The organism is Psychrobacter sp., from assembly GCF_036731945.1.
GTDB lineage: Bacteria > Pseudomonadota > Gammaproteobacteria > Pseudomonadales > Moraxellaceae > Psychrobacter.
This window is the reverse complement of the sequence record NZ_DAINDI010000003.1, coordinates 22,657-35,308: the sequence shown is the minus strand read 5'-3', so window position 1 is coordinate 35,308 and position 12,652 is coordinate 22,657. Positions and strand designations below refer to the sequence as shown.

Annotated in this window: 13 protein-coding genes and 1 pseudogene; 6 read left to right on the top strand and 8 right to left on the bottom strand. The window is 43.3% G+C overall.

The features are described 5' to 3' along the window. Together V7D75_RS01080 and V7D75_RS01075 are read left to right on the top strand one after the other, a co-directional pair. A partial coding sequence (locus V7D75_RS01080) for a hypothetical protein (protein ID WP_333613047.1) occupies nucleotides 1-422 on the top strand: 422 nt, incomplete at its 5' end. A gap of 45 nt (nucleotides 423-467) precedes the next feature. After that, complete coding sequence (locus tag V7D75_RS01075; protein WP_333613046.1) at nucleotides 468-1,184, top strand: Cthe_2314 family HEPN domain-containing protein; 717 nt, start codon at nucleotides 468-470, stop codon at nucleotides 1,182-1,184. 76 nt (nucleotides 1,185-1,260) lie between these two features. On the opposite strand, the gene V7D75_RS01070 is transcribed toward V7D75_RS01075, so the two are convergent. The 3 genes from V7D75_RS01070 to V7D75_RS01060 form a co-directional block, all read right to left on the bottom strand. Next, nucleotides 1,261-1,458: a DUF503 family protein gene (locus tag V7D75_RS01070; protein ID WP_333613100.1), complete on the bottom strand. Its 198-nt coding sequence runs from the start codon at nucleotides 1,456-1,458 to the stop codon at nucleotides 1,261-1,263. Between the two features lie 133 nt (nucleotides 1,459-1,591). After that, complete coding sequence (locus V7D75_RS01065; RefSeq protein WP_333613045.1) at nucleotides 1,592-2,446, bottom strand: M48 family metallopeptidase; 855 nt, start codon at nucleotides 2,444-2,446, stop codon at nucleotides 1,592-1,594. Nucleotides 2,447-2,770: 324 nt separating this feature from the next. Then, complete coding sequence (locus tag V7D75_RS01060; RefSeq protein WP_333613044.1) at nucleotides 2,771-3,052, bottom strand: DUF503 domain-containing protein; 282 nt, start codon at nucleotides 3,050-3,052, stop codon at nucleotides 2,771-2,773. Between the two features lie 145 nt (nucleotides 3,053-3,197). On the opposite strand from V7D75_RS01060, the gene gorA reads away from it, so the two are divergent. Then, complete coding sequence (gene gorA, locus V7D75_RS01055) at nucleotides 3,198-4,553, top strand: glutathione-disulfide reductase (protein WP_333613043.1); 1,356 nt, start codon at nucleotides 3,198-3,200, stop codon at nucleotides 4,551-4,553. A gap of 125 nt (nucleotides 4,554-4,678) precedes the next feature. On the opposite strand, the gene V7D75_RS01050 is transcribed toward gorA, so the two are convergent. Continuing rightward, complete coding sequence (locus tag V7D75_RS01050; RefSeq protein ID WP_333613042.1) at nucleotides 4,679-5,047, bottom strand: hypothetical protein; 369 nt, start codon at nucleotides 5,045-5,047, stop codon at nucleotides 4,679-4,681. A 107-nt stretch (nucleotides 5,048-5,154) separates the two neighbouring features. Between V7D75_RS01050 and V7D75_RS01045 the strand changes: the two genes are divergently transcribed. Then, nucleotides 5,155-5,367 carry a hypothetical protein gene (locus V7D75_RS01045; RefSeq protein WP_068403915.1) on the top strand — a complete coding sequence of 71 codons (213 nt, stop codon included), beginning with the start codon at nucleotides 5,155-5,157 and terminating at the stop codon, nucleotides 5,365-5,367. A gap of 65 nt (nucleotides 5,368-5,432) precedes the next feature. Here V7D75_RS01045 and V7D75_RS01040 read toward each other — a convergent pair whose 3' ends face one another. Beyond that, nucleotides 5,433-6,056 (bottom strand): GNAT family N-acetyltransferase, encoded by a 624-nt coding sequence (locus V7D75_RS01040; RefSeq protein WP_333613041.1) that lies wholly within the window; start codon nucleotides 6,054-6,056, stop codon nucleotides 5,433-5,435. Nucleotides 6,057-6,163: 107 nt separating this feature from the next. Continuing rightward, nucleotides 6,164-7,771, bottom strand: coding sequence for an FAD-dependent oxidoreductase (locus V7D75_RS01035; protein ID WP_333613040.1), 1,608 nt, complete (start codon nucleotides 7,769-7,771; stop codon nucleotides 6,164-6,166). A gap of 409 nt (nucleotides 7,772-8,180) precedes the next feature. On the opposite strand from V7D75_RS01035, the gene truD reads away from it, so the two are divergent. After that, the gene (truD, locus tag V7D75_RS01030) at nucleotides 8,181-9,320 is read left to right on the top strand and encodes a tRNA pseudouridine(13) synthase TruD (protein ID WP_442968894.1); all 1,140 of its coding nucleotides are present in this window, start codon (nucleotides 8,181-8,183) and stop codon (nucleotides 9,318-9,320) included. Nucleotides 9,321-9,323: 3 nt separating this feature from the next. Here the strand turns inward: truD and V7D75_RS01025 are convergent, their stop codons facing one another. Both V7D75_RS01025 and V7D75_RS01020 read right to left on the bottom strand, forming a co-directional pair. Continuing rightward, nucleotides 9,324-10,880, bottom strand: coding sequence for a GGDEF domain-containing protein (locus V7D75_RS01025; RefSeq protein ID WP_333613038.1), 1,557 nt, complete (start codon nucleotides 10,878-10,880; stop codon nucleotides 9,324-9,326). A gap of 201 nt (nucleotides 10,881-11,081) precedes the next feature. Further along, nucleotides 11,082-11,963, bottom strand: a complete 882-nt coding sequence (locus V7D75_RS01020) for a PHP domain-containing protein (RefSeq protein ID WP_333613037.1) — start codon at nucleotides 11,961-11,963, stop codon at nucleotides 11,082-11,084. A 213-nt stretch (nucleotides 11,964-12,176) separates the two neighbouring features. Between V7D75_RS01020 and V7D75_RS01015 the strand changes: the two are divergent. Beyond that, a pseudogene (locus tag V7D75_RS01015) lies at nucleotides 12,177-12,652 on the top strand (inner membrane-spanning protein YciB); the annotation flags it as partial.

Below are 12,652 nucleotides of genomic sequence, written 5' to 3'. Positions count from 1 at the left end.
CCTTGATTCCAGAGGTTCCAGATGACTGGAAACTCCCATTGATTGGAGGGTCATTATTTTCTGGAACTTTGTTAGCATTTATAATAATTCCATTTTTTTGGAGCTATTCCTTTAAAGCTTTAAACAATAAAAGCCAAAAAATTAGATCTTTAAATTTATCTAGTAATGAACAAGGGTTTTTATACATCATGGCTTTAATAATCGAGGATAGTCGAGAAGACTTCATAAACTTGAGTAATTTAAATTATAATGCTATGGAAACCTCTAAGCTTGAGATTCAAGAAATTGCATCAAATTTAGTAAATAAAGGGCTTATTGAAACTAACCCTTTCGACTCTACTTTAGTGAGTTTTACTATTAGTGGAAGAAGCAAAGCTCTTGAAATCAAAAATAATATTATCCAAAATCGTAGGTTACGCTGACGCGAAAAACCTAACAATTTGACATTCTAAAGTATTGTATAAATTATGAAAAATCCAACAATTGATAATCTACAAATATTCAATTCAGCTAATGCTGTTATTATTCCATATATCAAAAGATGTGATTTAGAAAGTGGTATTGCAGTGATAGCCAGTCCTTTAGAGGAATACACATTGGATTGTTTCAAAGCTGTTAAGAGTATCACTGATTGCATGGAACAATTACACTTTTCTATTGAACTTTTGTCCGGTTATAGGACTAGCACTTCACCCGATTCAATGAATCGTCATGATCATATCGTTTTTGCTATAGAAAATTATTACCTTCGAATCACCTCTGTGTATGATAGGTCCTTAAGGCTTATTAATATCCTCTATAACTTAGGTTTACCTGAAAGAGACTGCAAAAATAGTACTATTGTCAAAAATACACATATTAAAGGATCAAATATCGAAATAAGCTTAAAGGCTCTAGATAAGTTCACAAATAAGTTTAGACAATTTAGAAACTCAGTTGCACACAATGAAACATATAGCGAAAGTGATAAGTTAAATACTATTGCATCCTACTATTTTCTTGAGGATCAAGGAGCAACTGAAATCATTAAATTTAAACATTTATATAAAACTGAAACAGATAAATATATAAAGGACAAGAAAGCTGAATTTAAAGCGTATCTTGTTGAGCTTGAGGGTTTAATTGTTGATTTCTTAAATGCGGTAAACACTAAATATCTAAGTATGAAAGATAAATTCATATAATGAAGTCCATATTTTAAATTAATAGAGCGAACTTAAACTAATTGATACTACAAAGAAATACCAAAGACGCCTTCAATTAAACAAACTCCCTCTCAACATTCATCACTCGCGCATCTACCGTCCGTTCTATTTTCTCCTCAATCTGACTACACTGCGACTCGACCTCACATTTGGATAGCCCAACGATCACAAACGCCCATTCGCTGGCATCATGCCGATCACGCTCGCCACTTTCACAAACCGCGACGCTTGGCGTATTGCCAAATGAGTACAGCTTGCTACACCTAGTCCTTAAGACATAAGATAACCATCAAATCAGCCACTTGTACATATCCTTTTGCAAAAAAAAGATAAGTCGTTTGACTTACCTTTTGTGGTAACATTTACTTTTTTGGATACTTACTGAATTATTTACGTTTAATAGTTCTAGTAGTAGTGGCGTTAGTAGTTACTCCAGTAGTTGCCTTAGCAGGTGCTTTAGCCGCCGCTTGATAGACTGGCATAACTTCAGGTAACAGGGCCTGAATTTTAGCGATACGCTGCCCAGAGTTTGGATGCGTAGACATCAAAGTAACTATCGCATTGCTACGACCATTGGCGGCCTCCATTTTTTGCCATACTGCAATGGCAGCTTCCGGATTGTAGCCTGCCTGCGCCATCAAACGTAAACCACCAGCATCGGCTTGTGATTCTTGACTACGAGAAAACGGCTTATCAAGGCCGTAGTCACTAATCAAGCTCATTGCCTCAGCATTTAGTCCTGTTTTTTCCTGTATCGCAGCACCACCTAATTGAAGCGCTAAGCCGGTCAGAATTTTTTGCCCAGCATCTTTTTTACTGTGCTCAGATAATGCATGGGTCATTTCGTGTCCCATGATCGCAGCAATCTCTGCATCTGTTAACTTCAACTTTTCTACAATACCGGTGTAAAAAGCCATTTTACCGCCAGGCATTGCCCAAGCGTTTAATTCAGGTGAACGTATAACTGTAACTTGCCAGTCAAAAGGAACACCTGTTGTATTAGCACGAACGGCATAAGGCTTCATACGATTGAAGACATTTTTAACTCGAATAGCAGTGGCAGTATTATCTACTGCGCCTTGACCATTGGCTTTAGAAACCACTTGAGAGTAACTTTTAGCCGCATCGGTATTTAATGTAGCAGTATCGTACCCTGCCATATCGGCTACAGTGGTACAACCTACTAAAGTTGTAATAGTAGTAAGCAATAGAGCATTTTTTATTTTATTAACAGTTTTCATTAAACGTCCTAGTTGAGAAATACAGTCAAATTAAATAGCTCAATTAAAATCATGAAGTTATAAATTTAGAGCTTTACTACCGTAAATTTATATCTTGCATGACCCCGATTGATAGCAATATATAATTTAATATGTAACTGAAATGTAAGTAATGTTTCTGAATTGCTGAAAGAGATTATCATAGCAAAAAACAAAAGTCTATCAACAAATAAACTATAGTTCGTTTTCTAGAATCAAAATATTTACTTAACTCTCAATTGAAGCGTCAAACTGTATTCTTTTAATCAGAGTCGCGGTTCAGAAAGCATCCTTTAATAAATCCTCCTAAACAAACTCCCTCTCAACATCCATCACCCGCGCATCTATTGTCCGTTCTATTTTTTCCTCGATTTGGCTGCATTGCGACTCCACCTCACGTTTAGAAAGCCCAACGATCACAAACGTCCATTCGCTGGCGTCATGCCGATCACGCTCACCACTCTCACAGACCGCGACACTTGGCGTATTGCCAAAGCGTGCGTGCAAGCCGCCCATCCGTTGGCGTTTTTCTTTGAGTGAGCTACAGCCAGGTAGCGCGAAAGTCAGAGTTAAGATAACGATATGCATGAGTTTTCCTTATTAAAACCAGTCACACTTCATGGTATCATCAAGCATACTTTTTGTAGGGTTAAAAAGGCTAATATTTACCCTTCTCCCTATAAATGCCAATTTCACAACCTTCCTAATAAAAACCAAATTAAGAGACATTACAATGACCAAACATTATGATTATATTTCCATTGGCGGCGGTAGCGGTGGCATTGCTTCAATCAACCGCGCAGCGAGCTATGGCAAAAAATGCGCCATTATCGAAGCCAACCAATTGGGTGGCACCTGCGTCAACTTAGGCTGCGTACCCAAAAAGGTAATGTGGTACGGCGCGCAAGTGGCCGAAGCCATCGAAAAATATGCACCAGATTATGGCTTTGACGTCGAGGTCAAAGGTTTTGACTTTCAAAAACTGGTCCATAGCCGCCAACAATATATCGAAAACATCCATCGCTCTTATGATAATAATCTGGCGAAAAATGGCGTTGAAGTGATAAAAGGCTTTGCTACATTTGTCGATACTAACACCGTCGAGGTCAATGGCGAGCTCATTACCGCCGACCATATTTTGATTGCGACAGGCGGACATCCGATTCTCCCCGACATCAAAGGCGCAGAATACGGCATCGATTCTGATGGCTTTTTTGCGTTAAATGACATGCCAAAACGGGTTGCCATCGTTGGCGCTGGCTATATCGCTGTCGAAATCGCAGGCGTGCTCAATAGCCTCGGTGCTGAGGTGCACCAGTACGTGCGTCAACATTCGCCGCTGCGCTCATTTGACCATACCATCGTTGAAACCTTGCTGATAGAAATGGAGCAAGACGGTATTCAGTTGCATACCAATACCACACTCACTGAGATTCATAAAAATGAAGATGGTAGCCTGACGTTATGTACCGCAGATGGTAGCCTTGATACGGTAGATTGCTTGATTTGGGCGATTGGACGTGCGCCCTCAACCGACAATATCAACTTGCAAGTAACCGGCGTTGAAACGACTGAATTTGGCAAAATTAAAGTCGATAAATTTCAAAACACCACTGTCAAAGGCATTTACGCGGTGGGCGATATTATCGAAAACAGCATTGATTTGACGCCAGTGGCTATCGCTGCCGGTCGCAGGCTTTCAGAGCGCTTATTTAACGATAAAACCAATGAGCATCTAAATTATGATTTGATACCGACGGTCATCTTTACCCACCCTGCTATCGGTACGATTGGCTTGTCTGAAATCGACGCCGTTGAGCAGCATGGCAAAGAAAATATCAAATGCTATAAATCAACCTTTACCTCTATGTATAGTGCGGTCACGCAGCATCGTCAAAAGTGCGTGATGAAACTGGTGTGTTTAGGTGAAGAAGAAAAGGTCATTGGCTTACATGGTATTGGCTACGGTGTCGATGAGATGATTCAGGGCTTTGCGGTAGCGATAAAAATGGGCGCGACGAAAGCTGACTTTGATAACACGGTTGCCATTCATCCGACAGGCTCAGAAGAATTTGTGACCATGCGCTAGTTTTTATAGACCAGATAATATAAGTAAAAGGCTACCTTTAACGAGGTAGCCTTTTTTATTACTAGCCATTAAGGCATTTTGCGTTTTTCATATAAATCTTAATTTATCTAAGATTATTAAAGCCATTAATTATCCAGCGTCCATTCTCCCTTGACTTGATAAACGTTAAATATGGTTTTATTAGTTCGGCTATTTCCCGCAATCGTTTGGGTGATATCAGCGGTACAGCTAAAAGTACCGTTACCCTTGACGCGGTTACAATCGATATTTTCGACGCGTTCAAGCGTTGGCATCATGCGCTCCATCAAACTGCTTATATCTTGCGCCATTTTGTCATTGCCAGCGTTCGCTTTGGCAGCCTGCATTATCTTAATACCTTCTTCATATTGCGCTGTAATCAATTGCTCAACCGTACTGTCAGTAGGCGCTTTAGAATAGGTGATAAAAAATAGTATAAATAGGAGGAGTAACGTCAATTTTTTAAACTTTCCCACTTTGACCTCCTGTTATGCTGATAGCGTTTTTCAAACGTAAGAGGCAGATAATTCAGACAGCACAATCACGATGCTGCTATGATGCGTTTAATAATCACCGTTGCGAGATGCTTGTGTGGCAGATGTATTTTTCTATATTACCGATTGGTCTTGGTATCATGACCTTGGTCGCCAGCCTAATCGGCCTGTTTGCTTATTTGATGTCCAATGATAATGCCACGCGCCTGCTCGGTTTTAATTGGTTTAAGCGCTTAATTATCGTGGCATTTCTCCTATTGAGTGTCGGATTATTTATGACCTTTGGCAGCTTTTGGGGTTAATGGCTTTGGGGTTCATTGCTCTGAGGTGAATGGTTTTAGTTTTAGTAAAACTGATTGACTTACCATTAGCTTACGAGTTTTTCTAATTCTAATAATTCTAAATCTTGGCGCTTAGGTTCGCCATTATTACCGTCGACGGGAAACGGCATGCTATTGCCATTTAAACGATAACCACGGCGCTGATAATACGCTAAAAGCTCAGGTCGATGACTGAGAATAGACATCGTTAAACGCGCAGGGTTTTGAGCAGGCGTTTGGGTATTTGCTTGTAAATGCCGCTGCGCAAATGTCTCAGCTGCCTGCAGTATCTGATGACCGACGCCAAGCCCTTGCAGTTCAGGCAAGACGGCAAACATACCGATATAAGCTTTTTGATTACCCGCGCGCTGATTTGTAGCGACATCGTCTTTTATGTCGACCGCGATACAGCCTAATAGCTCGCCTGTTTCTTTGCCATCACGCTCACCTGTCGTGGTTTTTGGATAAATAAAAACGTAATGCTTTGGGTCATTAATGACAGCCAATAGCTCATCTTTGGTGGTACGAATACCGCCGACCAAATCTGCCTCATTGGTCCAGCCTTCCGCTTGTCGATAACAGCGATTGAGCAATCGCTCGAGCGCGTCGACATCACTTGCTTCAGCTTGACGTAAAAATACGGTTGATTTATTTAATGGCTCTTTATTCATAGCATCGGCTTTCCTTATCCGTTTATGTCTTATAAAAATCTATGGTATAAAAGGCTGGCTTAGATAACCAAGCCAGCCTTTATAATAATACGTATCCGTTTTTACTACTAGCGCGATAACGCATGGGCTTGCGCGATAATATCAAACCCAGCATTGATTTGCGCGCGCGTTGGCGCATGACCACGGCGCAGTAGCTCAGAGAAGGCAATCAACTCTTTATCACGGCCAAGTGAGATAGCAGCACTTGCACGGGTGTTTTCTGCTTCGTCATCAAAATAGTACTCGATACAGTCGAATTTACTCGGCGTGCCGAACATAATGCCATGGTCAGGCGTTGCGGCATGACCGCTATAGCGTAGGCTATTGCCATACTGTGCCGTCCAAAAAAATGGAATACGCTCGGCTAAAGAGTTGACATTGTCTTCATTTAAGATAGCAGCGGCCGCAACGATACCGTGCTGCAACGCCACGCGCCAATGTTCGATACGCATACGCCCCATCTGATTGGTGGCTTTGGCAATATCACCCAGCGCATAGACGCCGTCGCGCAGCTCTAAATAGTCGTTAACTTGCACACCATCAGGATCGTTGACCTCGTCTATTATTTCGGTACGCGGAGCTACACCTGTACCCAATATGACCATATCGGCGTCAATTTTGTTGCCGTCATCCAAGACAACCCCGCGCACCATGCCATTATCTTGCGCTATCTCAGCAACGTTGGCACCAAAGGCGAAGTTCACGCCTTTTTCTTTATGCAAATCAATCAGAGCATCACTGATACTTTCGGAGACGATATTGCTCATTACCCGAGGGCTACGACCAACGATGGTAATAGAAGCGACCTTCTCCGCCTCCATTAATGCTGACGCCACTTCCATACCGATAAAGCCGGTACCGACGATAACTACCTGCTTGTTTTCACTGGCCTCTTTAATGTCTTTGGCATCATCCATACTACGCAGTGTATAGACTCCCTTGGCATCTGCGCCTTTAAACGGTGGCACTTTTGGCTCAGCGCCTGTCGCCACCACTAAGAAGTCCGCCGTTTGCTCTTCACGTTTACCATCTTCGCCTTTTATGACGATGGTACGCGCGTTTGGTAATACTTCGCTGACAGTTTGGTTTAAGCGCAAATCGATATTATTGTTACTCGCCCAATCCGCGCCGCCAAGCATCAAATACTTCTCGTTCATTTTGCCAGCCAAAAACATCTTGGATAATAAAGGACGATTATAAGGTGCTTTATCATCTTTACTAATCATCGTAATCTTGCCGCCATAGCCACTATGACGCAGCTGATTGGCAGTCATAAATCCCGCACCGCCGCCGCCAATGATAATGGTATGGGTGTCCGTCAGCTTGTCATTTTCCACACGCTTATCTATCTTCGCGGCGGTATTGACGGTAATGTTATCGCCCTCATCGCTCAGCTCGTATTGGGTCAAGCCGCGCATCGCAACCGGCTCCAATAGCGTGCCGTCGCGACTGTCAAAAGTGCCGTGATGCCACGGACACACGACGCGATTACCACAGCGCAGCCCCTCACCCAAATCTGCGCCAGCATGCGGACATTTACCATCGAAGGCGCTAAATTCGTCCTCATCACGGGTGATTAAAATGATACTATCGTCATCCTGTTTATAGGATTTCATGCCACCATTTGGAATGTCGGCTTTGCTAATGGTGACGGTATGAATCGTTGCTTTGCTCATGAGTTATCCTTAACGGTTATTATTAAAATTTATTATTCCCTGCTGCAAACGTATTTTTTATCGGCGGTTTAAATAAAATATTAACGCTAAAAATACGTGATTAAAAAACCAGATGTCTTGCCAGATACTTTGATACTAGCAAGACCCATTGCCAGACGCCATTTTTTTATATACTGACTACGTTGCAAAACGTAAACTTACCTTTACTCCCTCTTTAACGTTTTACTCTTACCACTTTTTATCAATACAAAAGATACCTTTTATGACTTCTCAAGACGATTTTGCTAACGACTCATTTAATAACGATTCATTTAATAACGATTCATTTAATAACGATTCATTTAATAACAAACCTTTGGCTGATAAAACCTTTGATACCTCAAATATCGATATTACCGCCGCCACTGATATGGCCAAATTACCACAGCCGACGCAGCCGCCTTTAAGGCAAGCGACCTATAAAGCCCATGCCACAGATTTTGTGGTCAATGAGATATTGCCGCTCGACTTTACGGGCGAAGGCGAGCATTTATGGCTGCATATCGAAAAGCTCGGTATGAATACCGCCTATCTGGCTAAACTGCTATCCGAGTGGGCAGAGATTCCATTGCGTGATGTCGGTTACTCGGGACTAAAAGACCGTCATGCGCTGACGACACAGTGGTTTAGCCTGCGCCTACCAAAAAAGCAATTACCAGAGTCTGAATTTGCTCCAATTGATATCGGCGTTAATGAATCGCTCACCATCCTTGCGCAGCAGTGGCACAATAAGAAACTCAATCGCGGGACCCACCGAGCCAATCAATTTATCATTACCTTGCGTGACATCCAGTTTGCGAACACAGAGACGACGCCGTCTAACAAAAGCGACAAAGATGCGGTTGAGCAGCATTTGGCCTATATCAGCACAACAGGCGTGCCCAATTATTTTGGTCCGCAGCGCTTTGGCCGTCACGGTAATAATGTCAGAGAAGCATTGGCGTTATTTGCGCGTCCTGTACCTGAAAACCGTCCGCAACCCAAAAAGAGCAAACGCAAGCAGGCGCCGCGCGAGCAAAACAGCATGGAATTGTCCGCGGCGCGTAGCTTGATATTTAATGAGATATTGGCAGCGCGGGTGCGCGATGGTAGCTGGAATACTGGGCTTACAGGGGAAGTCTTTAATTTGGACGGCTCAGGTTCGATATTTGCCAGCGAAGTAATGGACGACACTTTGCAAGCGCGACTTGCCAGCGGCGATATTCATCCAACGGCGGTATTATGGGGCGTGGGTAATGATAAAGTCAGTGGTACAGCTGCCGCTATCGAAAATGATATTGTACAGAAAAGTCCATTACTAAGTCAGTTGGCAGCAGGTTTAGAGAAGCGCGATATCAAAGCCCAACGACGCGCGCTAAGATTACCGATTGAAGAATTAAGCTGGGAATGGCAGGACGCGGATGATGAGCTGAGATTGGTGCTCAGTTTTACTTTAACGACGGGCAGCTTTGCGACCAGTGTACTTTCAAGCTTAGTACAGAACTTAAGCTCTTCGTCAGCCACTAGTTAATCATTAGCTAGTCGCATAAAGAACGGCAATCTTGTCTTTTTCTGCCGCGAGCATATGATTGGCACTGACCACTTGATTACGCCCGCGGTCTTTTGCTTCGTATAAGGCTTTATCGGCAATACAAATTAAGCGCTGACAAATATCGCTCGGCAGTTGGGCTTGCACTATTTCTTTAGCAGCGCGCTTTCTTCTATGAGAAATTCTTTTCTGTGCATGGGTCTGTTGTGCGCCTGCTTGGTTTGAGCTGTGCGAGCCACGCTCTTTTCTACGCTCTCCTTGCCTACGATCTAATTGCTTACGGTTTTTGCACGGTTCTGTCAGCGATTGCGTATTTTCTTCTAGCGCTAAGGCTTTATACTCATTTTGAATACGCGCACGCTCTTCATGCGTCAGGGTATAAACCCCTAAACTGGCGGTGATATAAAAATCGACATTATCATCGCTCTTGATGACTTGTTGGGCGATATCTTTGCGTAGCTGTTTAGCAATGGTCATCGCGCCCTCGTGCGTGGTATCTGGCAGCACGATTAAAAACTCTTCGCCGCCATAACGACTGACAATAGCCTCTTCTGATAACGATTTTAATAGCGTTTGGGCAACTTCACACAAGACTTGGTCGCCAACGTCATGCCCATAGTTGTCATTGATATTTTTAAACCAATCTAAGTCCAATAAAATCACGCTAAAATCTTGTTTATCGCCCATCGCTAGCAGTGCTTGCTGCATTTGCGTCAAACCGTAACGGCGGCTTTTTAACTGAGTCAATTCGTCTTGATTGGCATACTGCATGATTTCAGCTTTACTGTTATCCAATATCAACAGCAGGGTGCGAAACATATAGATAATAAAAATCGCCTTTGGCAGCGCCATATAAATATGGGTGGTACGCCAAAAAAACGCCGATGAAGAGCGCAGTTGATTAAAGGTATCCCAGCTAAGTGTGCCGTTTTGAAAAATTGAAGCAGAAATGGCGTTCTCAATTGCCGCCGTTTCGCTAAAGGTAAGATAGCTATAAGTATCTAAGGGGAAAGAAGTAATCGTCATTTGACGCAGATTGGGAATGGTAAAACCAAAATAACGAATTAAGGTAACCAAAAAAATCAAAGCAATATGGGCTAAAAAGGCCTTCCATACATAGCGCCGCCGTATCAGCATCATCCCAAGCATCGCGCCACCCACCAGCGAAACCCCAGCGACCAAACTGCTATGACCCATGACTAAAATCACCACGGCAATATAAAGGCTATAAAGCGTGATCATAATCGCTTGCCATTTATATAATGAGCCTGTATCTGTCCTAATGGGCGATGTGCGGCTGACCATCCAAAAAAAGAACAGCAGCATCAGCGTCACCGCAGTCCATAAAAGATAGAGCAAGCCCATATCTACATAGGAGCCATAAAGATCTTGGCGCCACCAAACAAACGCGCACCATAACCAATGTGAGGTGACTTCTATTAACACAAACAGCGCCAGCAGTGAGGCCCTATCCGCCGCTTGCCACTCGAAAATCACTCGCGAGAGCTTTCTATAGCCTAGATGAGATATCGATACAGCCATAATGGGCTACCGCAGATAGTGAAAGTTATTGAGCCAAACCAAACATGAAAATAAACAGCATGACTTATATTAGACCTAAACTGACGCATTTAGTGTGGCAATTTTTCCGTTAATTATCAATCGGTTTTAATCGATTTACCCGTCAATATCTAAAGTTTTATTTTAGCCTATCTATTAAGTTTGAGAATAACCTGTTTTGGACTAAGCCAATGCCGCAAATGACTGCCAAATACCTTGCTGTTCAGGATTAAGGTTTGGTACGTCGCCCAAACGTCGCCACGGCATATTACTACCATGAAAATCACTGCCGATAGAGGCAGCAAGCTGATGTTCAGCGATACTGCGATCGACCATTCGACGCGTACTAATCGGTTCGCTATTTGAAGGTAATTCACAAGCATCACCGCCAAGCCCGGAAAATTCTTCGATCAGTTTACGTACGCGGGTGGCAGATAGCTGATAGCGCGTTGGGTGCGCGAGTACGGCCTTGCCGCCGCAAGCGTGAATCAGCTCGATGCCGCGCTGCATGGTTAATGCTTCAATCGCCACGTAGGCGGGTTTATTATCCGCTAGATATTTATCAAAAGCTTTTTGCACGGTTTTTACCGCACCGCGCTCAAACAACACTTGACCAATATGCGCACGCCCTACCGCTTGTGGATTGCCGCCTGCTTTATCGAGCACCGCCTGCCATAGCTCATTATAATCAATATCTAATAGCTCACTGAGTTTTTCAGTGATACGTTGGCCGCGCGTGGCACGGCTATCTTGCAACTGCTGCAGCGTCGCGTGCATTTTATCCAAATCGGTAAAATCGAGTCCCAACACATGGATAATTTTGTTGGTGGATTTATTTTTGCCGTAGCCGCCGCTAAGTGTATGCTCGCAGCTAATCTCAACCCCATTGATTAAGCGTATATCGCAGGCCTCAGCCGCTGCGCGCGCCTCGTCGATACCCATCAAGGTATCATGATCGGTCAGCGCCAGTACATGAATGCCAGCGTTGTGCGCGCGCTGTACTACCTCGGTCGGCGCATAGGTACCATCAGAGCATGTACTGTGGCAATGTAAGTCGATTTTCATAAAGCTGGCCTTAAGGTATTGAGGGTGTTTAACGTGTTGTGCATTCAAATACGCTGTCACTACTGACTATATTATCAGTAAAAAAGACGAAATGCGGCAAAGATAACGCATGAAGGCAGATCATAACGGATGATTATCCTGTTACTTGCTTTTTTTTGCAGCAGTAGACGTGTAAACTACCCCATACGTTTTTTGTTGGACATCCTATTTGCTATGAAAGCCCTATTAGACTTCATTCCATTGATCGCGTTTTTTGTTGCCGCGCGTTACAGTGGCATTTTAGCGGCGGCAGGCGCCTTGCTCGTGGCCACTATTATTATTTATGCCATCCATTTTGTGCGTCAAAAAGGCAAATTTGATAAGCAGCAGTGGGTCGTTTTATTATTAACCATCGTTTTTTGCGGTGGCACGCTGCTATTGCGTGACGACATCTACTTACGCTGGAAATCGCCTATCATCAACGGTATCTTCGCCGTTACGCTATTGGTCAGTGCCATCATCAATAAGCCACTCATGCAATTGGCGATGAAAGAAGTGTTTTCACTGACCTTGAGTGGCTGGAAAAAACTGACCGTCGCTTGGGCACTGTTTTTTGCCTTTATGGGTATTTTGCATTATATCACGGCATTTACGATGTCTGATGAGGCTTGGATTAACTTTAAAACTTATGGCTGGATTCCGATTATGTT

Bases quoted from the DNA above. Each gene is read 5' to 3' on its own strand.
- V7D75_RS01060 (WP_333613044.1), bottom strand. From the start codon at position 3,052: ATGCATATCGTTATCTTAACTCTGACTTTCGCGCTACCTGGCTGTAGC.
- V7D75_RS01025 (WP_333613038.1), bottom strand. From the start codon at position 10,880: ATGGCTGTATCGATATCTCATCTAGGCTATAGAAAGCTCTCGCGAGTG.
- V7D75_RS01075 (WP_333613046.1), top strand. From the start codon at position 468: ATGAAAAATCCAACAATTGATAATCTACAAATATTCAATTCAGCTAAT.
- V7D75_RS01020 (WP_333613037.1), bottom strand. From the start codon at position 11,963: ATGAAAATCGACTTACATTGCCACAGTACATGCTCTGATGGTACCTAT.
- V7D75_RS01045 (WP_068403915.1), top strand. From the start codon at position 5,155: ATGCTTGTGTGGCAGATGTATTTTTCTATATTACCGATTGGTCTTGGT.
- gorA (WP_333613043.1), top strand. From the start codon at position 3,198: ATGACCAAACATTATGATTATATTTCCATTGGCGGCGGTAGCGGTGGC.
- V7D75_RS01035 (WP_333613040.1), bottom strand. From the start codon at position 7,771: ATGAGCAAAGCAACGATTCATACCGTCACCATTAGCAAAGCCGACATT.
- V7D75_RS01040 (WP_333613041.1), bottom strand. From the start codon at position 6,056: ATGAATAAAGAGCCATTAAATAAATCAACCGTATTTTTACGTCAAGCT.
- V7D75_RS01065 (WP_333613045.1), bottom strand. From the start codon at position 2,446: ATGAAAACTGTTAATAAAATAAAAAATGCTCTATTGCTTACTACTATT.
- truD (WP_442968894.1), top strand. From the start codon at position 8,181: ATGGCCAAATTACCACAGCCGACGCAGCCGCCTTTAAGGCAAGCGACC.